This window comes from Mucilaginibacter sp. P4_C11, assembly GCF_056402115.1.
On sequence record NZ_JBFUIA010000012.1, the window covers coordinates 78,381 to 103,812 of the forward strand.

The window sequence follows — 25,432 nt, forward strand, 5'->3', positions numbered from 1 at the left end:
TTCAATTATTTGTTAACAAATGCCATTATCTTTTTAACCTCCTGCGGATATATGGCTATATGATGAGTATGCACAAAAAACCGTACAGGCGGGGCCTTATCGGCCGTTTGCACAGATATTACATTGGTAGTTAATTCGGGCATATGGCAGTTGATGCATTTACCTTTAAGCACACTGGCGCTCAGCTTATCTGTCATTTTGCAATAAACATGATTGGGCTTGTTATGGCAGCTGAGGCATTTTTGGGTATATAAAATATCGTTGCCGCGCGTATTCTGGTGCGTATCGTGGCAGGTTGCGCAATCCATGGTACTGTTTATGTAGCATTTGCTGCTTTGTAATAGCTGCAACTGCTTGCCATGCACATCTAAATGGCTGGTATCCAACGTGCGCTGAAATTCGGGAAGTTTATATTTGGCAAAGGTATCGCCGGGCATAAAACCAAATGTTGTTTTTAACAATGCTGTATGGATGCCCGAATGGCATACCGCGCACATATCCATCCTTTGCTCCCTGCTTAAATTTGCGTAGCGGGCTATAAATTTTGCCGTTTTAACACCGGGATTGTTAGCCTGAAAATCCACGTGCTGTGCACCGGGACCATGGCAGCGTTCGCAATCAATACCATATACCATGGTGCTTTTATCAAATTGCTCATCGCGGCTTAACTGCTGGTTTTGCTGGGGCAGCTCATCAACATACGAAACATGGCATTCCAGGCAACGCTTCCCTATCGACCGGTAGTTGACAAAATTAAATTGATAGCCAGGGCTGGTTGACCATTGCTCCTGTTTGTTGTAATAAGATAACGGCAACTGGTAAAGCTGGTTGTTTTTCCAGTATAAATAGCTTTCGCCTTTTACCCCGCCAAAAACAATATCAAAGCGGTTGCTTTGCTTAACCTTCCCATCCTGGTAAAGGGTTTGGTATAAGCCGCTATCGCGTTTCTCCATCACTATTTTTTGATTTTGGCTGATGTTAAACACGTTAAAGCCTGCTGCAAAACTGCCGTGTACTGTATTTGCCGATGCAGGGATTGACGCTATATAATGCGCAGTATGCAAGTACGAATCATAAAGCTTACCATGACATTTAGCACAGGCTTTTGAACCGGCGTATAAAGGGCCGCGGGGATCGGCCAGTGCATTATTACTCCTAAGCTGGAAGTAAATGACTGCCAGCAGGGTAATTAATATGCTTGTTACTATTAGTATTTTCTTCATAACTGCGAGCCCCCGGCCCCCTCTAAATCTCCCCCGGTAGGGGAACTTTTAACCAGTTTCCCCGGTTAGTTACCGTGTATGCACTTCAAAGCCACATCGTTAATTAAAGAATGTCATTTCGAACGAACCAGGTCGGGTTTGAGCGCAGGTGTGAGGAGAAACTATCTCTTGAGCGATAGCCAAAAATCTTATACGCCCTGCATCACGACAATCATCTCGGAATACAGGGCGTATAAGATTTCTCTTTCGCCCCTCCCACTCACGCCCCCCTGCTCTATCGAAATGATATTTTTTAATTAATAAATAGGATAACGTTTGAATTTAAAAAGGCTTTCTCCCGAAGGAGAAAGCCAAAACAAGGAAACCAATTATATAACTAAACTTATTTCATTTTAATTTATATAACCCTTTATTAATAACCTGGGTTTTGTTTCAGGTTAGGGTTAAGCCCTATAGCGGTTTGCGGTATAGGCAATATATCGTGGTTTGCAGGTAATGATGTGCGCCAAACTCCATGCAGTTTTCCATCGGCAGTTGGGCCGTAAGGGTAAGGCTGCGGGGTTACTGTAGCATCGGTACCGTAGTTTTTTTGAATAAAGGCAGCAGCTACTCCAGCACCAGCCCTGCGTAACAGGTAAAATAATGAATACTCGCCGGTCAATTCGTGCCTGTACTCGCTTAACACCATTTGCAACGGATCGGTGATAGGGGTAGTTGCTTTACCATCATAAGTAAGCCCATCCTGCATAACCGCAGGGGCCGAGCCACCAAAAGCCCTGTCTCTAACCAATTTCAAATCGGCCATGGCACCCGGAATATCGCCTGTACGCACTTTACACTCTGCTCTTGACAATAAAACTTCGGCATAACGCATCAAGATCTGGTTTTGCGAACCAAATATGGTTGATGAACCGTTGGCACCTGTAAGGTTTGGATCGCGCCATTTTTTTGCACAATAGAAACCAGAACGGGTAAGGTCATCGCCGTACCATGGCTGCCTTAACGCACCGCAGGTATTAATGATGTTGCCATCATCGCCTACAAATGAGCCGTATTTTTGTGCCGAGTTATCTTTTGTTCCGTTTTTGAAACCGTCAATAACTACCTGGTAACCTTTTATACCACCCCATTTGGCAATAATGCCAGGGCTGATGTTTTGATCGCCGGGACCAATGATGGTTGCATTTTTACGTAAATCGCCTGTTTGGTATGAGTATTCTAAACCTGGGTTACCATAATCATAACCAAAACCGCTTAACTCATGTGGCCAGCTAAAGTCATCAATCCATGCTACTTCGCCACCATTTTGCCAGCCGCCATCCCAGCTTTGTGAGCCCTGGATATCAAACTGAATTTCAAATAACGATTCGTCGTTATTTTGATTGCTAAATTCATGTACATCAATGAATTTTGGCAATAAATGGTAATTGGCTGTCAATTCGGTATTGTTAAAGGCGGTAAGTGCCTCGGCATATTTACCTAACCACATTTGCGCCGAACCTTCATAAGCGTAGGCCGCGCCTTTGGTAGCCCTACCCTTTTCGGTAGCCGGCAATACTGTTTTTGATTGCAACAAGGTTTCAGCCTGTTTCATATCGGCTACTACCTGCGCAAATACCTCGGCCTGGGTGTTTCTTGGGGCCAAACCATTCGGGTTTGATTTTAACTCCAAAGGTACGCCGCCAAAGCTGCCTGCCAGGTAATAATAACTCATCCCCCTTAAAAAGTAGGCTTCACCCAATAAACGGTTTCCCAATTCTGGGGTAACTACACCTTTTGTTTTTGCGGTAGCAATGATCTCTAACGCCGAGTTTGCCCTGATGATATCAAAATAAGCGTTTTGCCAAAAGGTATATAAGGCACCAAAAGTCGGGCTGATGGTATAGTTATTCCAGGCAATGTCGCCACCATCATTAAACCAATCATGGCTGGTAAAATTGGCATAGTACCAGATTGATTTTTTCAACAAATCGCTGTTTTGATAACCATCATAAATACTGTTTACCAACGCTACTACATCCTGCGATTTTTGAAACGTAGCATCAGCGTTTGATGCTGTTGTATTGGTTTGTGTTAAGAAATTCTTTTTACAGCTGAGCGGGATCAGCATAGCCCCACACAAGGCCGCTATAGTGAAATATTTTTTATTGATTTTCATATCATTAATTTTTTTGTCCTTGGTTAGAATACTACGTTTAAGCCGATAGTGTAAAACCTTGATGATGGATAAGTACCGTTATCAACACCGTTCTGGGTTGGGTTAGCGTTTTGAGTGCCAATTTCGGGATCAAGACCAGTGTATTTGGTAATGGTGAACAGGTTTTGAGACGAAACATATACCCTGATTTTGGATAATGTAAGTTTCTTAACCAAATCCTGTGGTAACGAGTATCCAACCGTAACAGTTTTCAATTTCAGGAAACTACCATTTTCAATCCAGGCGCTTGATGGCAAAAGGTTACCGTAATCGGTATCATCATAATGTACCGCGGCATAACGGTTTGACGAGCGTGTAGGAGTCCAATAGTTATTGTAATACTGCTTGCTTACGTTTTCGATACTTACCGATCCTCTTTGTGCAAAGCTCTCGAGGTTACTTTCCTGGTAATTCAAAATCTTGTTACCGTAAACACCGTAGAAATAGGCATTAAAATCCCACGATTTGTAAGACCCGCCAAGGTTAAACCCGCCAAAAAACTTAGGCTGCGGACTGCCAAGGGCTACCCTATCGTCGGCTGTTATTTTACCGCTGCCATCCACATCGGCATATAAACGGTCTCCAACGCCTGTAGTAGCTTTATAGTAAAAATCATTACCTTTTGCCTGTGCAGCTGAGTTTAAGGCCGTTAATTGAGCCTGGCTCTGGATAATTCCGATTGCTTTGTATCCGTAAAACTCGCCAATTGGCTGGCCTATATAAGTCCTGGTAAATTCACTCCAGCCATCGCCTGTTAATCCAAGGCCACCAAAATTGGAGATTGCATTAGTACCAGAATATAAGCCTGTAAGTCTGTTTTTAATGAATGAAAGCGTTAAACCTAAATCAATGTGTACATCACTATTTACAGCGTGATTATAATTGAGGGCAAACTCCCAGCCTTTATTTACCATCGAGCCCACATTTGAAGGTAATGTATTATAACCTGTTTGTGGTGATGCCGCTATGTTTAACAGGAAATCTTTTGATTTCCTATTAAAATAATCAACAGTAAGGCTTAACTCGCCATTTAAAAACGACGCGTCCATACCAATGTCCGTTACATAATCGGTTTCCCACCTGATGTTATCATTTTCTGGCTGGATTGAAGCCACACCTGCCTGGTAAGTTCCGTTTGATCCACCTACTTTACCAAAGGCATAACCAAGGTTGCCACTGGCTGTTGCAGAAGCGCCTGCAGAATATAATGATTGGTAGGTAAAGTCGCCTATGCCGTGCTGGTTACCCAACTCGCCATAGCTTCCTCTGAATTTTAAACCCGAAAGCCAGTTTACATTGGTAAGAAAAGATTCCTTTTTAACATTCCAGTTTACAGCACCTGAGTAAAAAGTACCATACTGATGGCCTGGCGCAAACTGCGATGAACCGTCTCTTCTAACCGTACCTGTTAAATAATACTTACTGGCGTAGTTGTATGCCAACCTCGCAAATTGCGAGGCGTAAGAACGTTTTACTTCGCCGTTGTTAACAGCACCATTGGTATTAGCATCCAATATAAGGTTGGTACCCTGGCTTAAGCTTTTAATAGTGTTGTTTGGCGGCGTAACACTACCACCTAAACTATTGTAATCGCTTTCCTGTTGAGATACACCCGCTACAAAATTGATGGTATGTGAGCCGAATGTTTTATCGTACGACAGGTAATTTTCCCACAACCAGTCAAAAGTGCTGTTGATATGCTGCGAATATAAAGCTGTACCCGATGCACCGGCAGCAGCGCCATACTGGTCAATTTTACGGCTATCTGAAGGCTGGAAGTAAGAACCGTTGTAGCCGGTATAAGTAATGCCGCCGTTGGTTTTAAATTTAAGGCCGTCAAAAATGGTAGCTTCTAATGACGAGTTAACCAAAAAGTAGTTGTTTATATTTTTATACTGATTGGTCTCGATTGAATAGATTGGGTTGTTATTTTTGGCCACATAAGTGTAAATAGGGTTAAAAAAACCGTAGTTGCCATTAGCATCTTTTATCTGGCTGGTTAATTTATTACCGCCATCAAGTGTTGGTGGCAACTGGTTTATATTACCTAAATTACCGGTACCAAATGGGTTATTTAAATTTTGGTAAGAGTATTTGGCACTGGTTGCAGATTTAAGCCATTTTGTTGGCTGATAATCTAAATTTTCACCTACGGTGATCCTTTTAAAGTAAGAGCCCAGTACAATCCCTTTTTGATCATAATAACCTATAGATGTTGATGACCGAACCTTTTCATTACCACCACGCACAGCCAAATCGTAATTTTGGGTTAAACCGCCTCGGTAAATGGCATTTTGCCAATCGGCATTGGTTAACGACGATGGGCTGGCCCAGTTGGCTAAAGTTGTAAAGTGTTTGTTAGGGTCGTTTGCGGCTACGTCGTTGGCCAGGGTGGCAAACTGTTGGGCATTTAGCAAATCGTACTGTTTAGGCTTGCTTTGAAACGCATTGTAAGCGTTAAACTCAACAACAGCATTGCCATCACCTTTACCCCTTTTGGTAGTAATCATAACAACCCCATTTGCCGCCCTTACGCCATAGATAGCCGTAGCTGAAGCATCTTTCAATACTTCCATTGATGCGATGTCGCTCGGGTTGATGTTATTGATACCGCCCGCATTTATCGGGTAACCATCAACCACGTATAATGGTGTGTTGCCACCACTGGCCAAACTACCAGTACCGCGTATTAACACAGTAATGTTGCTGCCCGGCGAAGCATCATTATTGGTAACCTGTACGCCCGCCGCGCGGCCCTGCAAAGCCTGGTCTAACGACGTAACAGGAACCTTGGCGATAGTTGCGGCGTTAACGGAGCTAATTGCGCCGGTAACATCGCTGCGTTTGGCACTACCGTAACCGATAACAACAACCTCGTTAAGGGCTTTATTTTCGGGTGATAATTTTATGTTTACTGTTGCGTTACCGCCAACTGCCGCTTCCTGGCTGGTGTAGCCAATAAAGCTAAATATTAGTGTAGCATTACTGCCTGCTGTAATTGAATAAGTACCTTCGGTATTGGTACTTGTTACGGCAGCGCCGCCTTTTACTTTAACGGTAACGCCCGGTATTGGCAGCCCGTCATCGGCTCCGGTTACCTTACCGGTAATTTTGCTTTGTGCATATCCAGACATACTTACCAGCATAAGTGCTAAGTTGATCCAGATTAAAGCCACAAACTTTTTGATGTGTAGTTTTCCTCTCATACATTAATTATTAGATTTTGAAAATTGGTTTGCGATCGAAGCGGTTCAGCTTTTTTTCATGTCGGCAAAATTTCACCGAACCTTGATACCAAAACTATACAACCCGCACAATCGATTGTACTACTTATGTTTAAATTGATACAACAAATGTTACACACATTTAAACATATGATTATCAATTAGATAAACAGAATACTGAGTATTAATGGTCAAAAAAATATCATAAGCGCTAAGCCGATACAACTTTTGATACAGACATTAGAGCTGTAATTTGAGGCAAAACAGCGTTAAAATAGATTGGGAGATAAGTGTAGATTTCCGGGGGAAGGCCAGAGTCCGCATAACGGAGGGATCAATTTATTAGCCGCGGGTTTCAACCCGTGGACACGGAGCTATACCCAATTCAAAGTTTTGTAGGAACGTTACCGTTAAATGTGCCGAACCCACGGTTCTCCTTATTGTTCGGCTCCTTTTTCAACGGGTTGAAACCCGTTGTTACAAAATGTGCCAGGGCTACGGCCTTGGGGAACTGTAAGCGCAAAACTTGACGAATTGAGGAAAAGACCTGGTAATACTATTTATTCCGAGCTGGTGAAGCTGACTAATTAAAAAGAGACCGCCATTGCGAGGCACGAAGCAATCCTTTACGTGCTAAGTCCCCTATAGTTCGTCATTGCTTCGTACCTCGTAATGACGATAGTTTAATCAAATTTAAACAGCTTCTTAAGACCTTGGGCTAAAGACTTTCCACTTAAAAAATAGGGCTCTTTAAAAACGACTCAAAGCCGATGGCTTAATTTTCAAAATATTGCCTTGCTTATCAAAGTTCAGGCTATCTAAACAAAGCTCGCGCAATACATATTCTTTATTTTGTGGATGGATGCGGTGGTATAAAATATAGTATTGACCGTTTTGCTGAAAAACAGTATGATGACCCGGCCCAACTGTTGTACTATCGGGTGTGGTTGCCAGGATAGGATCATACTGGCCCTCTGTCCATGGCCCAAAAGGTGTTTTACTTACCGAATAGCGAACCTGGTAAGTAGCATCAATAGCCTTCCCGTATGAATACATCAGGTAATACAAGCCGCCACGCTTAACCATATGCGGGGCTTCAAAATAATGGGGTGGCGTAATATCCTTTGGTTCGCCATCAAAAGTGACCATATCTTTTTTAAGCTTTACTGCCATACAATGGCCATTTACCCATTTAAAGCCCGATCCCCAGTATAAATAGGCCTGCCCATCCTGGTCAATAAAGCAATCGGGATCGATATTATGAACCCCCGGGTATTTATTGCCTGCAACCAGGGGTGTATTGTCGGCCTTCGCATTTTTCCACGGGCCAAGCGGGTGGCTGCTTACCCCTACCCACAACTCGCTGCCGACTGCTACGTACAGGTAATACTTGCCATTGGCTGCCTTACGGATAGACGGCGCCCATACCATGGAATTATTGGACGTTGGGCTTGTACAGGCTTGTTTAGTTGGCCAGTTAATATGTTCTGTTTTAAAGGTCACAAAATCTTTGGTCACCAATACGCCCAACTCGTTGCCTCCCCAGGGATCAATGGTTGCATAGATATAAAAAAGCCCCTTATCTTTAATTATGGTAGGATCGGCATAATAGCCCTTAACAACCGGGTTATTTATAGCCTTTGTTTGCGCGCCAACTGTCAGCAAAAAACTAAAAAATAATGTTATCAGCAACGGCGTTTTAAATATCCTCATGAAGCGCAAATTAACAATTTTATCAATTACCGGTATCAATTGTGCTATTGGCTAAGCTAAAATATCTTCATGCTCCTTATTTTTCAGTTCGGCAATGTATTCAGATGGCAGCATACCAAACTCTTCTTTAAACACCTTTGCAAAATAAGCGGCATTATTAAAACCAACTTCGTAGGCAACATTGGCAATGCTAAGCTTGCTGCGCTCCAGTAGCTGTACGGCACGCTGCAAACGGRTGGTGCGGATACAATCAACCGGCGTTTTACCGGTAAGGTTTAATAATTTACGGTAAAGGGATACCCTGCTCAATGCCAGGTGCCTGGCCAGCTCTTCTACCGAGAAATTGGGCTTGGTGATATTTTGCTCAATAAAATCGAGCGCGTTTTTCAGGAATTTTTCGTCTTCAGATATGACCACCACACCTTGCGATTGAATATCAACCTGCTTTTGATAGGTTTCTTTAAACGTTTGCTGCATCAGCAATAAATTGTTGATTTTGGACAGCAGGATGCCGGAATTGAATGGCTTAACAATATAATCGTTAGCCCCACACTCCAGCCCCACCAGCTGATCGTCTTCGCCGGCCATAGCGGTTAGCAATATAACGGGGATATGCGATGTACGGCTGTCTCCCTTTAGCTTTCGCGACAATTCAAAACCATTCATTTCGGGCATGGTTACATCGCTCACTATTAATTTGGGGTGCAGGGCAAGCGCTTTTTGCCAGCCTTCTTTACCATTTATGGCCTCAATAATGTGGAAATGATCTTTCAGGTTCTCTTTCAGGTAAAAACGCATATCATCATCGTCTTCAATTAATAAAACCGTTGGTTTTTTGTTTGAGCCCTGTATGCCATCGGTGTTTTTTAAAGTTGGCAGTGTATTATTTTCCTGTATTGCAGGTGCAAGCGTCAGTTTCTCGGTTTTGCCTTCAAATGGTATACTTACAATAAAACAACTGCCATATTCGGGTTCGCTTTCCAGCCTGATAGTTCCGCCGTGTATTTTTATGAACTCTTTTGTGATTGATAAACCTATTCCGCTGCCCTGGTTTAACAGGCTTTCGGGGATATCATCCTGGAAAAAACGTTCAAAAATCATCTCCTGGTTTTCCTTCGTAATCCCGATACCTGTATCAATTACCCTGATTTCGAGCATCCTTTTATCAGCCGGCAAATTAGCAACCTGCGGGGTATTTAAAATTACACTGATGCTGCCGCCTGCCGGCGTAAACTTAAACGCGTTTGATAGCAGGTTAAACAGTATCCTTTCTATTTTATCCTGGTCAAATTTGGTAGTAAATGAGTGCAGCTCGCTTTCAAAAAGGTATTGAATTTTCTTTTGATGGGCTACATCTGTAAATGACGACGAAACCTCCTTTATAAATTGAATGATGTCGCCCTTGTTTAAGCTAAGCTTCAATTCGTTATGCTCCATTTTCCTGAAATCTATCAACTGGTTAACCAGGTTAAGTAAGCGCTTGCTGTTGCGCTTAATCATGGTTAAATGATGTTGCTGATCGGGGTTATCAGATACCTTAATAAGATCATCAATTGGCGACAGGATTAATGACAATGGCGTACGAAACTCGTGGCTGATGTTAACGAAGAATTTAATCTTCATTAAATCAAGCTGGTGCATGCGCTGCGCTTCTTCGCGCTGGCTGGCAAGTTTTCTTTCAGCCTCTATCTCGGCCTGTTTAAATTCAAATTGCCGCTCCAGTTTGGTTATACCGCGGTGCCTGATGTAAAACAACAGCCCAAGGGCAAGCAGCATGTAAGCGATGTAGGCTAAAGGTGTTTTCCAAAAGGGCGGCTGGACAGTAATTTTTAGCGAAATCTCTTTACCTGTATTCAATTCCCTCACTTTAAAAGTATAATCGCCACCGTCAAGGTTGGTGTATGTAACACTATGGCTGTTGGCCGGGAAAGTGATCCAACCTTTGTCAAAGCCTTCAAGGGTATACTGGTAACTTATTTTATTGGGATAAAAATATTCGTTGGCGGCAAACTCTATATCAAATACATTTTCATTATGGTTCAGGGTTATCCATTCTGTTTCCGCTATGGCTTTATCCAGCACAACCCTACCTTTTACCGAATCGCCGGCGGCTACGCTTTTATTAAATAGCCTAAAATCGGTAAATACCAGTTTGGGGTTGGGTTTAAGGGTGTTTATTACTGCAGGGTCAAATAAATTAAACCCATGTGCGCCACCAAACGCCATTTGCCCGTTCCTTAGTTTTGTCGCGGCATATAAATTAAAATCACGGGCCTGTAAACCATCGGCCTCATTATAATTATCAACCTGGAATTTATACTGCCCGCCTGCCGGTGTTAAGCTGATGTTTGAAAGGCCGTTGGTTGTACTTACCCACATCCGGCCCTGGTTATCTTCCAAAATGTTCGACACATTATTTACCGGCCAGCCCATGCCCTTATCTACATTTAAAAATGTGTTGGTTTGGGTGTTAAGTATGCTGAGGCCACTTTTTGTGCCAATCCACATTAATCCGCGGCTATCCTGGGTTATAATATTTACATCGCTGCCGGCAAGGCTGTTTGGATTTTTAGGCAGATAGTAGTAATGCCGCACCCGGTTTGTTTTGGTATCTATTACATCAACGCCCTTATCGCGGCCTATCCAAATGTTTTGCTGCCTGTCCCGGTAAAAAAAAGCGGTATAATCAGATACCATTTTATACTCGGGATGGCTAAAGGTATTGCTTTTACGGTCAAGCACATTCAATCCGCCGGCAAAGGTTCCTACCCATAAATTCCGGGCGGCATCTTCAATTATGGTATAAACCCGGTCGTCGGTAATGGTAGTTTTATCTTTATCGCTGTGGCGGTAATGGGTAAACTTTTTACCGTCAAAACAGTCCAGGCCACCAAAATAGGTACCTATCCAAAGTTTATTTTCATGATCAACGTATAAGCTTATGATAATATCGATTGATAAACTATTAGGATCTACAGCATCGTGCTTGAACTGGGTATATTTTTTGGTTTCCGGGTTAAAATTAATAAGGCCTCCCCCGTTTGTGCCTATCCATAAATTACCGTTCCGTTCTTCGGCAAAAGCATTAATATCCTCATAGGGCAGGCTGTTTTTATCTGTTAATAAATGCCTGTAAACCGGGAATTGCATAATGGCGCTATGGTAATAACTTATGCCCTGCTTAAAAGTGCCCGCCCAAACAATGCCGGCATCATCCCTGTATAAAAAAACACTGTTGCCGCTAATGGATTGCGGGTCATCCTCTTTATTAACCAGGTAGCTTACCTTATGGGTTACCGGATCAAGCACGTTGATGCCGCCATGATCGGTACCTATCCATATTTTGTTATCATCGCCCTGTATTACGGTATTTACAATATTGGAGTTTAGCCGGCCATCGGGCGTATCTTTACTAAAGTGTAATAGCGAATAGTTTTGGGTATTGAAGCAGTAGGTACCAAAAGGTCCAGCGGCCGAATAAATCCACAGGTTATTTTTATTATCAACTGCCAGCGTGTACGATTCCAGCTTATATAAGTTAGCCTTGGCCAGGCCATCAAAACGTTTGACGATTTTATTTAACCGGGTATCTAACAAATCGATAATACCATCGCTATAAATTAACCAAACAGCATTGTTTTTTGTAACCGCCACATCCATTATGGCATCTGAATGCAAAATGGTTTTTGAAAAGGACGATGTGCAATAAAACGACGTGGAACTGTCGGCAGGGTTATACCTGTACACGCCTTTATTTTTGGTGATAAACCAAAAGCCGCCGTCTTTATCCTTTCGTATGAGGGTTACATCGCTGGTTATAATTTTATAACGCCTAAGCTCATCGGCAACATTAATGGCAAAGTTCTCGGTTGTGGGGTCATAAATACTGATGTTGCTGTGCGTAAATATCCACAGCTTTTTATCAGGCCCTTCGCTGATGCGCGAAACAAAGCTTTCACTTAGCGAATTAGGGTTATCGGCCTCGTGTTTAAAAACCTTAAATTTAAACCCATCATACCTGCTGAGGCCCGAGTTTGTGCCAAACCACATGAACCCTTTTTCGTCTTTAAAAATACAATTGACGTGATTATCAGATAAGCCATCGGTAATATCCAACCGCGAAAATTTATATAAATGATTTTGGGCAGACAGCCACTGATGGGTAAAAACAAGAAATATAAATGTTATATAAACTTTAAAACTCATTATTTAGCAATTACCAACAATCGATTGCGGGGTTTAATAATCCGGTTTACGGGATTTATAAAATTACATAATAAGTGTTATATTAACATCAATATATTTTAATTATTAAAAAGAGGTTAACCTACCCTGGTACCAAGTGTGTAGGCCTTCCTGAATTCTTTTGGGACACATAGCTTATGGCGTTTAAATATCCGGTTGAAGTTTGAAATATTATTGAAGCCGCACTGGTAAGCAATTTCGGCGATGGAATGCGTGGTGTTAATAAGCATACGGGATGCATTGCCCAGCCTGATATCATTAAGGCTTTCAATAAACGATTTGCCTGTGCTTTTTTTCAGGAACCGGCAAAACGAGGCCTCGGGCATGTTGGCTACCGTGGCCACTTCGGCAAGTGTTATACGCTTGTCGAAATTGGTTTTCATATAATCAAAAACCTTATCAACACGCCCGTTGGTATACCGGAATTTTTCGTCCGAAAAGCCAGGATCAGATAGCATCCTCCTGTTTTTGGATGTAGATAGGGTGTGCAGTATAGCAAGCAGCTCCAATACCGAGTTAAAGCCATCCTTATTGCTAAGGTTTAATATACGCCGGGTGATATCGCGGGTGGTTTCATACGAGAAAACCAGGCCACGCCCTGCGTTTTCAAACATGCTTTTGATAAAAAACAACTGGTTACGTTGCAAAAACTTTTCATCAAATAAATCAGTATGAAACTGAATAGTAACCTCATTAATGGCCTCGCTGGTACATTCGCCCGTAAACCAGCCATGGTAAACGTTTGGGCCGATAAACACCAGCTCGATATCGTCAATAGTTTCCATGCTATCGCCAATAATGCGTTTGGCGCCTTTGGCATTTATGATCAGGTTTAACTCATATTCGTTGTGGTAATGTAAAGGAAAATCAAACTTTTCCTTCACTTTCGAAAATATCGAAAAACAATCGCCCATATTCAGGGACGTTGTTTCGCGCATCACATTAGGAACCGACATTTGATACATTTAAATTATTGGCAACCAGGAATTACGGTTTAAAGCGTAAAACTATGCGATTGCCTTTTTTTTTAATGCCACAAATGTTACAGTTTCTACAGCAAATGTTAACCGGATTTTTTTTATACCATGCTTTGGCAGCCAAAACAAGTGATAGTGTCAGGTGAGCAGTACAGAGCATTGAGTTAAAAGGACATTATTATTTTTGACTTAACGGAGATAGTTAAACCAATGTTCCAAACCACAGTCATTGCGAGTATCTATCAGGATGATCCTGAAAAAAAATGTTATGACGTGCAACGGATATAGTTAAACTAATGCACTAAACTATCGTCATAGCGAGGTACTAAGCAATCCCAAACTATGTGGGACTTAGCATATAGGGGATTGCTTCGTACCTTGTAATGACGGATTTATAATATATTGATTATTAATGTTTTTTTGTAGAGACGCATCACATGCGTCTCCCACATGCAAATCGAAGCCGGTCTGAAGGGAGACGCATGTGATGCGTCTCTACAAAAATTCCGGTCGCAGCCATGTCATTACTGCTTTTTTCAGCATAGGCTGATGGTCACTAGCAACGGCGGTCTGTTTTTTAATTTCAGACAGCCTCTTAGAACTTAAAACTTTCGACTTAGGACTATCATCATTAACCTACCATCAGGTGGCCTTGCCGGCTATTTCTGTAATTGCTTTTACCAGCTTATCCAGGTCGGCAAGGGTGGTGTATACGTGCGGGGTTATGCGCACCAGGTTTACATTTTCAAATACAATGGATACCTGGTGAATTTTATATTGACTAAATAACGCGGCATCCAGTTGCGCGGGTGTCACGCCATCAATAGATATGCCGCAGATAGCGCAGGAGTATTCGGGTTTTAACGAGGTATGCAGCTTTACTTTGGGCAGGTGCTGTACTTTGGTAGCCCAGTAATTTTTAAGATAACGGATGCGATCCTCCTTACGTTTGCTGCCAATAGCCAGCTGAAAGTTGATGGCCTCGCCTATCCCCTGCTCTATCGGAAAACTGCGGGTACCCAGGTTTTCAAACTTGCGGATATCGGGCCCCAGTGGGTTATCATCGCATAAAAGGGGCATCACCTTACTTATTTTTTCTTTTTTAATCCACATCATGCCACTACCGATGGGTGCCGACAGGAATTTATGCAGACTGGTGCCAAAGTAATCGCAATTTAAATCGGGAATCTTGAAGTCGAGCAGCCCGAAAGAATGGGCCCCGTCTACAATAACTTCTATACCCCGGGCATGCGCCATATCGCAAATTTTGCGTACAGGCATAATCTGGCCTACATAGTTTACTATATGCGTAACGTGTATTAGTTTTGTTTTGGAGGTGATGGCATCCTGGTAAGCTTTTACAATCTGCTCGTCATTCTCAATAGGGAAGTCGAAGGTAAGCTGTTTGTATACTATACCTTCACGCAGGGCCCGCTGCCGATAGGCCTGTACCATATGCGGATAATCTAACTTTGCGCCAATCACTTCATCGCCACTTTTCAGAGGCAAGCCGCAGATGATGGTATTCAATGATTCGGTAGCGTTACGGTTTACGGCAATTTCATCGGGCAGGGTACCGGCCAGCAAGGCAAGCTTTTCGCGCAACGGCTCGCGCCCCTGGTCAAGGATGCGCCACATAAAGTACGACGGGCCTTCGTTGGTAAGCTGGTTATAACGCTCTACAGCCTGCTGTACCACAATTGGCGACGGCGACACACCGCCATTGTTCAGGTTGATGATATTGGCGCTTACCGAGTACGACCGCTGGATAACGCCCCAAAAATCCTCGTCCTGCGCCACCTCTTGCGGCGTTAAACGGCTTACCCTGTTTAATGCTGAAGTCCAGTCGGCTGCATGTGCCTGGTTAAACAGGCTTGTAGCCGAAAAAGCGCCGGTAAGTACGGCCGCCTGTTTGATGAAACTGCGTCGATTATTGGTCATGACCGAATTTAGCATATTTGATGCATACAAACAAGCAATCGACACCTGTTTTTTTGTTGTCTTAGCTGCGGAGATTACTGATTAGAAGCGATTTAATGAAATGTATTAATTAAGCTGTTACACCACCGCCTTTGCAACAAACATTGCTTTATAATACTTCCAATACCCCACGCCTAAAAGCAGGTTTGGGGCTACCAGGAAAACGCCCATCAGCCAGCCCGATGGCACAAGGAAAGTGTGAAACAACAACACATTTAAACTGATAGGGAACAGTACTACTGCCGAAAAGGGCGCGTAACGGTTAGTGAGCAGCGACAGGCCGCCTGTTATCTGTATTACTTTTTGAATAGGATAAAAGTACCCGGTACCTTTTAACCCGGCGATGAATGCACCCGCAGCACCGGTATGTAATGGCTGGTACGGTATAAAATGCAGAAAATAATCGAGGCCAAACACCAGGTATAAAAAGCCAAGCAGCAGACGGGATATAAGGACGGTGGTTTTCATTGAAATTGATTGATGTTAATTATCTGAGTATGATCGTTATTGGTTCCACGGATCTAAAAATTCCAAATCTGCAATATTTTTAAAATCAGAAGTATTATGTGTGATCAACGTCAGATCACCGACGATGGCTGTAGCTGCAATGATAGCATCAGGGAGTTTAATGCGATGGCCTTTACATATGATTATCGTTTTATCTACAACCTGATCATTAATTTCGAAAACGATGCTTTCTGAAACAAAATCTTGCAACGTTTTATAAACATCATCAGACGTATTAAACCTAAGGACTTCAATTTTAGTAACAACAGAGATATTGGGAGTTTCATCAACTATAGCATGCATGAATTTCATGCCTGATTCAGGTAATTTGTTATCCAAATACCCGATTACCACATTAGAATCTATTAAATATCCCTTTCCCACTCGTTTCTACTTTGTTCGATTGAGTTTTGAAAGTTGTTATATTCCTCTTCAGAAAGATTAAGTGAGCCGGCAAATCGTTCGGAGAGTTTTTGCTTTGGCTTACTACTTTTCTCAAGAACCTTCACAATATGTAAAGCTTCAAGATCTTCGATCAGTTTGTACGCTTTACTATTATTTATCTGAAGCAAAACCGTTTCCATCTTTAGTTTATCTTTTACCAAATATACAAAACTTATCTTATAGATATATTCTATTCATTCACCCGCCGCCGGCACCAGCTTTGCCTTCAAATCCGGGTCTTTCATATCCTTATCCAGCGGGAACATAGGGCGCTGAATGCGGTGGTACGGCAGGCGTTCGATGTTCTGATCAACCCCGCCGGGGGTTATGGCCAGCAGCCAGTCGGCGCGCATGGCATATAGTTCGGGTTCAAGGTAGCCAATTTTTACTACCACAATACCGGCGGTGCGCGGGTTTAGGCCCAGGCGGGTAAAGTCAATTTCTTTGTGATAGGGTTTGCGCTTTTGGGTGATGATCACATGTACACTGCCTACCTTTACCACGGCCTCCACTTCGGCATCCTTATCGCCGTATTGGATAGATTCTACCGTGCCCGATAGACTTACGGGTGGTGCAAAACGGGCATCAACGGCTGCGCCGGCCAAACCATCCACATGGCCGCCTACACCCGCGGCAATGGCGCTTTTTATCAATTGCGGCGCAGGGATGGATGCATACAGCAACGATGGGCCTGCATCGGTTTTAAACTCCGGCCGGGCCAATATCTGTGTCAGTGTCCAGGTAGCATCTCCTGCCCCGCCAGCCGTCGGGTTATCGCCCGAATCGCTGATGTAAAATGGATGTTTTGGGCTGGCTACGGCCTTATCAAGGCATTCTGTTAAAGTACCTGTTGGTGCTACAAATTCAAAGGCTTTGCGGGCATCCCAAAAGTTTTGGGCCAGCTTTTCGGCGGTGGCTGTTACCACGGTTTTATCGTCGCCGGTTACCATTACTACGGCATGATTGCGCGGCTCATCGGCCCAGGCGTAACCAATCCAGATGGCGGCATCAATAACTCCCGGCTGTACCGAAGCCGGGGCTACGGCCTTATATATGCTTTTACCGGGCTCAATCCGGGTGCTTGTTTTTTCGCCGGGCAGTAAAATAGGGATAGAGATGTAAGCCTTGAATGCCGGTTTTCCTTTACCGGTTTCAATCCGGCTGAGGAGGTTTGCAACAGCCCGTTGTTTGGTTTGCATGGCATCTTCATGCGGGGCCATGCGGTAGCAGGTAATCAGGTCGGTATTTTGGGCCAGCCGCCAGGATACATTGCCGTGCAGATCCATAGATGTGGAGATAAGTGTTTTTGTGCCCACTACTTCCCTGATCCTGGTTATCAGGTCGCCCTCCGGGTCATCCAACCCAACCACGCTCATGGCACCATGAATATCAAAATACAACCCATCATAAGGCAGGTGTTTTTTAAGCGAATCTAAAGTTTTACTAACCAGCGACTCATAAGCTGCCCTGGTGACCGCCCCGCCGGGCAGACTTTTGCCCACCAAAGCCGGGAACCAAAGCGCGCTTTTGCGCAAAGGCGAGTCGGCAGCCATAAATGGGTACGAACTAAAAACTTCGGCCCCGTATTTGGCATGAAAAGCAGCTTCATCCGTTAGTGCCGGCGAAAACGTGCTCGACTCGATACCCAGGCCGCAAATGGCTATCCGGGGCAATGGTTTCAGTGTAGACCTGTTACCAGATGGCCTGCCGCTGTGTTTGAGTTTATTGGGCAAGGTGGCCGCCAAACAAAAAGTAAGGCTAAATAATAGTATTGCCGGTATGGAGTGTTTAAACATAGCTATTGGGTAAATTGCATTTCATCCTGTTAATACCTCCAACTTTTCAAATCCGCTCCCTTTGGTGCTCTGTTTTTAACCTCAGCGGCCCATTTTTTGATGAACATTTGGTGGTAGCGCAGGCGGCTGATATAGTTGGGTTGGGTATGGTCGCCGTTCCAACAGTGTTCGGCGCGGTCGCCGTAGTCAACTTCACAGTTGCAGTTGGGGTTATTGAGCTTTTTGAGCACGTCTTCGGCGGTGTAAACGGCGTTGTTGAGGTAGTAGGTGTCCATATCGCCTACGTAAATATGGATTTTGCCTTTCAGGCTGTTGCCAATTTTTGGCCAGTCGCGTTGGATGATGTGCGTAAGATCAAAGTGCTCACGCCAGTAGGCGGCAACCGAGGTATCTATAGCGCCGGTATTTTTATCGTAGATGCGTTTGGGGTAACCATCCTTATCCATGGGCGAAAATACGGCCTCCCAGATATCAAACTGACCACCGCTGCGGCTGCGTGTACCTATTGCCAGTTCGCTTTGGTTAACCTCTTTCATGGTCGATCCTACGTGGCCCAGGTAGTCGCGTTCTTCAGGTCGCGGCGTCTGTTTAAAATCTGACGACAGGAAATAGGCGTTTTTATCGTTATAAAGGTTGATGGTCATGTAGTGATGAAAATCTACCGGGTCGGGGCAGGCGGCATAGCAGCCATTATACTCGTTGGGATAAAAAACCTGCGCGGCCAGCACTTCCCAGCCACCTGTGGAGCCGCCGTACATAAACCTGGCCCATCCTTTACCTATCCCCCTGAATTGCTTCTCAATCTCGGGGATCAATTCGTAAGTTATCGCATCGCCGTACGGACCAAGATTGGCCGAGTTTACCGCATATGAATCATCATAATACGGGTTGGCATGCTGAATCTCGATGGCCAATACCCGCGGGAAGGCCGGCCCTGTCCATTGCTTATAAAAATCGTAGGCCTCCTGCTGCACTATCCTGTTATAGCCTGTGATATGGAAGCGCGCCGAAGTATCGGGTTTCAAATTCGGGTCGGGCGGCGTGGTGCTGAAGCCTTCCAGGTCGGCAGGGAAATGCCCGTGGAAAATAGCCAGCGGATATTTCACATTAGGGTGCTCGTCGAAACCTGCGGGTATCAATATGTTTGCGCCAAGGTACATCGGCCTGCCCCAGAATTCGGTAAGCAGCTTGCTTTGAATTTTGATGTGTTTGATGTATTTGGTATCCTTAGGCGCTTCAATAGGCGGGATTACTTTGCTGATATTAAGCGTTAACTCATTAGAGGCAGCCGGGTCGAAATGAATTTTGACCGGGGCCGAATAAATATTACCCGGCGCCATATTCCAGTGCTGGCCTTCGCCCCTATCCATCGGCAGCTTTACGGTTTGCCCGGTTTTAAGGTGAAATGTTTCGTATTTATGTAAAAGCACCTGCACATAATAATCGCCGGCAGGCACATCCTTCAAACGTTCCAGCGGGTAACCGTAAGCCTGCACATCTATTAGTTGGCTGGTGCCCGGCTGCCACCCGTTTATATCCATCCCAAAAACCAGCTGCGATTCGGCACCGTCACTCACCTGGAAACGGGGTTCGGCTTTGTTGTTTTTTGATAGCAGCAATAGCAGCCTGCCATCCAATTCCTTGCTTTCGCCAAGCGAAGGGTCAATATTTACCCGGAAGGTTTGGGCGTTTACAAAAAACGGGGAGATAAGGAGTATGAATAAGATCAGCTTTTTCATGTAGGGCGGGTTTGGGATTAAATATAGGGAAAAAGATGAAGGTTAAAAAAACACATGTTTTTGGCGGTTTTTTTATTCTCTCGAGAGGGCGCAATGAGAGGCGCCGGTGCACTCATGTCGTGTGTACCTTAATGACCGATATATGCAGTACTAAAACGAATTAGCAACTGTATCCATGGCTTATAAGCACCTCCATTGACAACTAAACATCATACTAAATCGAATTAGCAATTTTACCCATACCCCTCAGCACCCCTATTTCGCGTTAGTGATTGTACCGGATACCGGCCTCGTGCGTAATGCCTGCAGGCGTATGAGGGGAAAGCACGACCCAGAGGGGAACGCCAAATATTAAATTGGTAAAAAGCTTCGGAGATGGTGCTAATTTTTTCAGATTCACTAAATAAATGCGGCACTTATTCTCTAAATTAATACCCAAATACCAACCTAACCATGCGCCGCTTTTTTGCTGTTGTTTTGCTTTTATTTCCTTTGTTTTTTGGCTGCGGCCGTCATGATAATAATCCCGCAAAGCCGGGTAAAAATGTTTACCGGGACACCAGCCGGCACGATGACTATAATGTGAGGATAGCTATACCAACGGCCTGGATAGAGAAGGTGCGGCATTTTGATTACAAACACAAGCACGCCAATTTATTGCTGCGCGAATTTGAAAAGTATATAAAACCCGATTCGCTTCTTAAAATCAAGGATGAGGGTGACGTAGATTCGGTTAGAAGAGGAATGGCGCTGCTAAACCCGCTGTTTATAAACCTTGACCAGGAACCAGGCGAAGAACTGGTATGCCTGATGGGCTGGGATGCGAGTTACCCCTCCATGGCGGTATTTAAAAACATTGCCGGTAACTGGTACCTGGTTTACCTGGAAGAATTTTACATGTTTTATTCGGGGCCGGAACTTTATGTATCTAACAGCTTTTCGCCAAACAAAACTTTCTACTTCAGGCGGGTATATGAACGCGGTTCGGGAGTTTACTCAGATGGTTATAGTTTTTATAAACTGATTAACAACAGGGTTTATCATTGCTTGGAGTTGACTAATGAAGCCCGGATTGAAGGATGGGGCTTATATATTAACCAGGATGTTAGCACAAGCTTTAAATTTAACAGCAACGACCTTAATACCGAAGATGCTGATGAAATTTGGGTTAATTATAAATACAAGTTTTTCCCCGGCGCTGTTAACGAAGGCGATTGCCCATGGTGTGCCAACCCTGACATTTCGCTTATTAAAGGAAAAGGCGGTGTAAATTACATATGGGATAATAAACGCCGGCTTTATAAACCTGATATTTCGCTCCAACAAAATGACACTGAAGAACTTACCGCCAAAAAGATAGCCTGTTTTGGAGATTTTGGCAACGACACCCTGTTTGTAGATGCCTTTCATGACCAGTTAACCAGGGTAGCAAAAGAAGGAACGCCGCAGCAAAAGGCCATCTTAAAAAAATACATGGCCATGGTTAAAAAAGATAAAGTGGCCAACACCCAAAAACTAAAAGTAACCACCCAAGTCGGCGGAACAACTTTTTACGGGCCGGATACAGCTAAAAAGAAGTGAAGACGCCTTGTTAGAATATCCGATTGTTTATTTTAAGGCAAGCCTCCAGGCTTATGCCCACATAATGAGATTTCACTCCAGGCATTTCATAAATTCACTTTTATATCTATTTTTGAACTATACGTACTAACCTTTTAATAAGTAACCTTATCGCATATGTTCTCCCGCTTATTTTCAAAGCGTAATAAACACCAGGATTTCTGGACCTGGTTTTCAAAAAACGCTGATAGCTATTTCAATTTCGAGCAAGATCAAAATAGCTTATTTACAAAGCTAAAATCAGAATTAGAAAAAATTAATCCGACGCTTACCTTTGAGTTTAGCCCTGTATTGGCTAATAATACCCGGGAATTCATTATTTCGGCCGACGGTATTAAAAGTGTTTTTCCGGTTTGTGCACGACCTGGTAGAACACGCCCCCGTATTAGCAAACTGGAAGATCATCGCCTTATGAGAAGGTTTGATTTGACTTTTTACAGATCCAGATAATGATAATAACATACCGTAGTGTCAGGCATATGTTTCATTGCCATTTATCAAAAACAATTGTATAATGAATATAAACGATGAGTACAAAAAAGTTGGTTGGGTAGTGGTCGGTTTTTGTTTGTTGGGAATTATGTTTTACACCGGGCCGGGACCTTTTAGTTGTGACAGGATTGCAAAACAATTTAAGACAACTTTTGAATGCAACCTGGTTTTAGATCACATTGAAAGCAATACGGGTACCGCTGAACTTTATGGTACCGACATGCTTACAAAAAAGGATACTATGATAGAAGAGCACACCAAGTGGATCATCACCAATATGAGCGAATTTGCCCGGGGCGATACTATCCGAAAAGAAAGAGGCAAGTACACGATTTATATCAAAAGAAAAGGAAAATCGATTACAATACCGTACCACTGTGACAGGGTATACCCGGACACAGCGCAATTCGGAAAATCCCTGACACACAATAGGTAGCACCTACAATCCATAGATGTGTAAACGCTGTAGCTCCCTAGAGAGCGCACCGGATTTAGCGATGGCAAGGGCGTGTTTACCTGCGTTCATCGTTCGCTTGTATAAACACACCCCTCCGCCCCTCTCGAGAGGGGAATCGCGCTTTCCTTCCGCTTTTTGCCACATTTCTCCGCAACAAAAAAGCCGGCAACCGTTACTGCGGGATGATTTGCATCCGGGAGACGCATGTGATGCGTCTCTACAAAAAAGCCGTCGCCATCCCCTCAACAAAAAAGCCGGCAACCATTACAGTTACCGGCTACATTTAACCAATTTATAAACCTATTATTTATCTGTTTTGTACATCGTCAGTTCGCACAGGTGGAAATAGTTGCCGCCGCCCCATGTTTCCAGTACTTTAAACCGGATGTAGCGGTATGGCGCTAAATTAGCCGGGAAGGTAAATGGCTCGCCGGCGCGTTCAAACGCCAGGTCGGCATCGGTGTTTTGGCCAGCCGGCAGGCCCGATGGCTTAACCGAGGTAAAGCTGCCAAGCATTACCCAGTTGCTAAAGTCGCCGTTTGAGCTTGGGTTGTTGCTGCCGTAAATTTCGAAGCGTTTTGGATTGCCGTAGTTATACAGGCCCGATTCGCGCTGCCAGATTTTCATTTTGGCCAGCGATGCCGATTGCCCCATATCAAAGGTGAACCAGATTGGGAAATTTTGGCCGGGGGTATGAAAACCAGGCTCGCCGGTGCTTTTATCCCACAGGTAATAAGTTTCCCAGCCGTAGGCCGATGGCACATCTGTTGGTAGGTTATAGGCCTTGAACAATGCTTTATCGCACTCCACAATATTGTAAATGGTTGGGAAGCTATCGGCTGTTTTTACCGGAAACGCAGCAACCGCATCGGGCGTTGGTTTATATGCCGACTGGTAACTTATTGGGCTGCCCAGTTTATAATCGGTTAAAGTTACCGAGTTATCATTTGGCCCGAATGATTTTTGGGCGGCAACACCAAGCTTATTGGTATACATCATGGTGGTTGATACGTTACCGGTATCGGCCTTGTTAAAGTTTAGCGTTACGGTACCGTCGTCATTTAACGAATATGGGTTTGACGTGTTATAGCCCCGGTTAAACAGCGCCGATATGTACGATGGACCATAAACCCGCACGTTGTTTAAATCCTGCCCTACCGATTTATTGCCATCGTTGTCATGTGCCACAATGGTGAAAGTATATACATACTCCTTTAAATTGGGGATTGATACGGTAATTGAATCGGCCGGACTATGCGAGGTGGCATTAACAACTACCGAATCGTTGCCGTTATTCCAGCTTACCACGTAGTTTTTGATGCTCGGATCGGGGCTGGGGTGCCAAACCAGTACGGCCCGCAAATTGCCGGTATGGTAGGTAACCCCGCTGGCTAAGCCAGGATAAGTTACCTCGTGATGATCTAAAAAAGATTTATAGTCTGTATCGTATTTTTTGCAGCCGGCCAGCGACAGGTACAGCAAAAAGAAAACAGCAACCTTGAAATTAATTTTCATTTTCTTAATTTTTAATTTTAACAACACGTTGTATTACAAAGGATTGCCATATAACGATACCTCAATAGCGTTTACATAGTTTAAGCCGCCAAACGTGCGCGACACATCCAGCCTGATAAACTTGGTAGCCGGTGCAGCAAACGGGATGGCAAAGTTTACACCCGCGGCAACAAAGGCCAGATCTGACGCGTTGGCCTGGTTATTTGGCAAACCCGAGGGCGGCGGCGGAAACGCGAAGTTGCCCAGGTTAACCCAATCGCCGGATATGGTGCCCGGTGCCGAGTTTTTTGGCAGAACGGAATCATGCGGATTATCAACCGTGGTGCCCCATAGGGTAAAATTCTGGATGTTTTGGTACGAGTAGATACTGTTAAGCCTTTCCCACAGCACAAAACGGCTCAGCTTGGCGGTTACACCCAAACCGAATGTACACTGGTTGGTTGGCGCGCCTAAAGTATGCCAGCCCGGTTCATTGGTGCTGCCATCAAACAAGTATTTTAACTCCCAGCCGTAGCCAATAGGGCTATCGCTGCCCAGGTGGTACACATAAAACTTGCTTTTATCCAGCAGGGTTTCAAACAGCGGTGTTAATGTTTTAAACAGGGTATCGGAGTGGTTGCCAAACCTGTCGGTAGTGTAAATACCAAATTTGGTGGCTACAGCACTAAACCCACGTACCGAAAAGTTAACGGTATCGGTACTGATGTAGTTAGGGTCCTGCTCATCGTACTTGTTGGTTTTGGTGTTAAAGCTAAGCACGTGCATGGCAATGGGCGCTTTATTGGGGTTGAGGCCAAAAAAGTTTGCGCCGCCAAAATCGGCAGTAATGTTTAGTGCGGCGTTAACCAATTCGTAGTTTGGTGTAAGCGGGTTTACCTTTACCGTAACCGGATCCGACATGATATTGGCACGGCTTACGGCATACAGCGTAACCGTGTACTCCTGGGCACGGGCAAAGCCATCAACCGTAATGGTATCGGTATAATAGCTGGCCTTGGTTTCGCGCACGGTTTTATCGTTTATGGCGTATTTGGCCAAAACGTACAGCAGGTTTTTTGAATTGGGCAAGGTATAGGTTAACCTGGCGCTGCCGTTTAAATTGGTTACGTTAACGTTGGTTACAGGCCCCGGTTTGGTAGGATCGTTAGATACCACCTCGATGTTCGACTCGGCTTTTTTACAGGATGCAAAAAGCATCATGAGCAACACGGGCGCTAACAGCAAACCTGAAATGTATCTGCGGTTATTGATCTTTTTCATAATTTATATTTTAATATTAATCATTTGAAATTTTTACAGCACC

Annotated in this window: 16 protein-coding genes; 2 read left to right on the forward strand and 14 right to left on the reverse strand. The window is 44.0% G+C overall.

Annotated features, from left to right (window positions below):
- Nucleotides 1-5: 5 nt before the first annotated feature.
- The 12 genes from AC1DU2_RS12965 to AC1DU2_RS13020 all read right to left on the reverse strand — a co-directional run bounded on the left by AC1DU2_RS12965 (nt 6) and on the right by AC1DU2_RS13020 (nt 20,045).
- Nucleotides 6-1,223, reverse strand: a complete 1,218-nt coding sequence (locus AC1DU2_RS12965; RefSeq protein WP_477384834.1) for a multiheme c-type cytochrome — start codon at nt 1,221-1,223, stop codon at nt 6-8.
- A 412-nt stretch (nt 1,224-1,635) separates the two neighbouring features.
- Complete coding sequence (locus AC1DU2_RS12970) at nt 1,636-3,381, reverse strand: RagB/SusD family nutrient uptake outer membrane protein (protein ID WP_477384835.1); 1,746 nt, start codon at nt 3,379-3,381, stop codon at nt 1,636-1,638.
- A 23-nt stretch (nt 3,382-3,404) separates the two neighbouring features.
- The gene (locus AC1DU2_RS12975) at nt 3,405-6,626 is read right to left on the reverse strand and encodes a SusC/RagA family TonB-linked outer membrane protein (RefSeq protein ID WP_477384836.1); all 3,222 of its coding nucleotides are present in this window, start codon (nt 6,624-6,626) and stop codon (nt 3,405-3,407) included.
- A gap of 768 nt (nt 6,627-7,394) precedes the next feature.
- Nucleotides 7,395-8,357 carry a family 43 glycosylhydrolase gene (locus AC1DU2_RS12980; RefSeq protein ID WP_477384837.1) on the reverse strand — a complete coding sequence of 321 codons (963 nt, stop codon included), beginning with the start codon at nt 8,355-8,357 and terminating at the stop codon, nt 7,395-7,397.
- Between the two features lie 51 nt (nt 8,358-8,408).
- Nucleotides 8,409-12,563 carry a hybrid sensor histidine kinase/response regulator transcription factor gene (locus AC1DU2_RS12985; protein WP_477384838.1) on the reverse strand — a complete coding sequence of 1,385 codons (4,155 nt, stop codon included), beginning with the start codon at nt 12,561-12,563 and terminating at the stop codon, nt 8,409-8,411.
- A gap of 116 nt (nt 12,564-12,679) precedes the next feature.
- Nucleotides 12,680-13,558, reverse strand: a complete 879-nt coding sequence (locus AC1DU2_RS12990) for an AraC family transcriptional regulator (protein WP_477384839.1) — start codon at nt 13,556-13,558, stop codon at nt 12,680-12,682.
- A 663-nt stretch (nt 13,559-14,221) separates the two neighbouring features.
- A complete protein-coding gene (locus AC1DU2_RS12995; RefSeq protein ID WP_477384840.1) occupies nt 14,222-15,520 on the reverse strand; it encodes an aminotransferase class V-fold PLP-dependent enzyme in 1,299 nt (432 codons plus the stop codon).
- A 117-nt stretch (nt 15,521-15,637) separates the two neighbouring features.
- Nucleotides 15,638-16,027: an acyltransferase gene (locus AC1DU2_RS13000; protein WP_147058702.1), complete on the reverse strand. Its 390-nt coding sequence runs from the start codon at nt 16,025-16,027 to the stop codon at nt 15,638-15,640.
- A 36-nt stretch (nt 16,028-16,063) separates the two neighbouring features.
- Nucleotides 16,064-16,405: a type II toxin-antitoxin system VapC family toxin gene (locus AC1DU2_RS13005; RefSeq protein ID WP_477384841.1), complete on the reverse strand. Its 342-nt coding sequence runs from the start codon at nt 16,403-16,405 to the stop codon at nt 16,064-16,066.
- A gap of 26 nt (nt 16,406-16,431) precedes the next feature.
- Nucleotides 16,432-16,671 carry a hypothetical protein gene (locus tag AC1DU2_RS13010; protein WP_477384842.1) on the reverse strand — a complete coding sequence of 80 codons (240 nt, stop codon included), beginning with the start codon at nt 16,669-16,671 and terminating at the stop codon, nt 16,432-16,434.
- A 33-nt stretch (nt 16,672-16,704) separates the two neighbouring features.
- The gene (locus AC1DU2_RS13015) at nt 16,705-18,306 is read right to left on the reverse strand and encodes a M81 family metallopeptidase (RefSeq protein ID WP_477384843.1); all 1,602 of its coding nucleotides are present in this window, start codon (nt 18,304-18,306) and stop codon (nt 16,705-16,707) included.
- A 29-nt stretch (nt 18,307-18,335) separates the two neighbouring features.
- Nucleotides 18,336-20,045 carry a hypothetical protein gene (locus tag AC1DU2_RS13020; protein WP_477357838.1) on the reverse strand — a complete coding sequence of 570 codons (1,710 nt, stop codon included), beginning with the start codon at nt 20,043-20,045 and terminating at the stop codon, nt 18,336-18,338.
- 453 nt (nt 20,046-20,498) lie between these two features.
- Between AC1DU2_RS13020 and AC1DU2_RS13025 the strand changes: the two genes are divergently transcribed.
- Both AC1DU2_RS13025 and AC1DU2_RS13030 read left to right on the forward strand, forming a co-directional pair.
- A complete protein-coding gene (locus tag AC1DU2_RS13025) occupies nt 20,499-21,626 on the forward strand; it encodes a hypothetical protein (RefSeq protein WP_477384844.1) in 1,128 nt (375 codons plus the stop codon).
- 553 nt (nt 21,627-22,179) lie between these two features.
- Nucleotides 22,180-22,593 (forward strand): hypothetical protein, encoded by a 414-nt coding sequence (locus AC1DU2_RS13030; RefSeq protein WP_477384845.1) that lies wholly within the window; start codon nt 22,180-22,182, stop codon nt 22,591-22,593.
- Between the two features lie 324 nt (nt 22,594-22,917).
- On the opposite strand, the gene AC1DU2_RS13035 is transcribed toward AC1DU2_RS13030, so the two are convergent.
- Nucleotides 22,918-24,129, reverse strand: coding sequence for a DUF4998 domain-containing protein (locus tag AC1DU2_RS13035; RefSeq protein ID WP_477384846.1), 1,212 nt, complete (start codon nt 24,127-24,129; stop codon nt 22,918-22,920).
- Nucleotides 24,130-24,162: 33 nt separating this feature from the next.
- Nucleotides 24,163-25,389: a DUF4959 domain-containing protein gene (locus AC1DU2_RS13040; RefSeq protein ID WP_477384847.1), complete on the reverse strand. Its 1,227-nt coding sequence runs from the start codon at nt 25,387-25,389 to the stop codon at nt 24,163-24,165.
- Nucleotides 25,390-25,432: the final 43 nt, after the last annotated feature.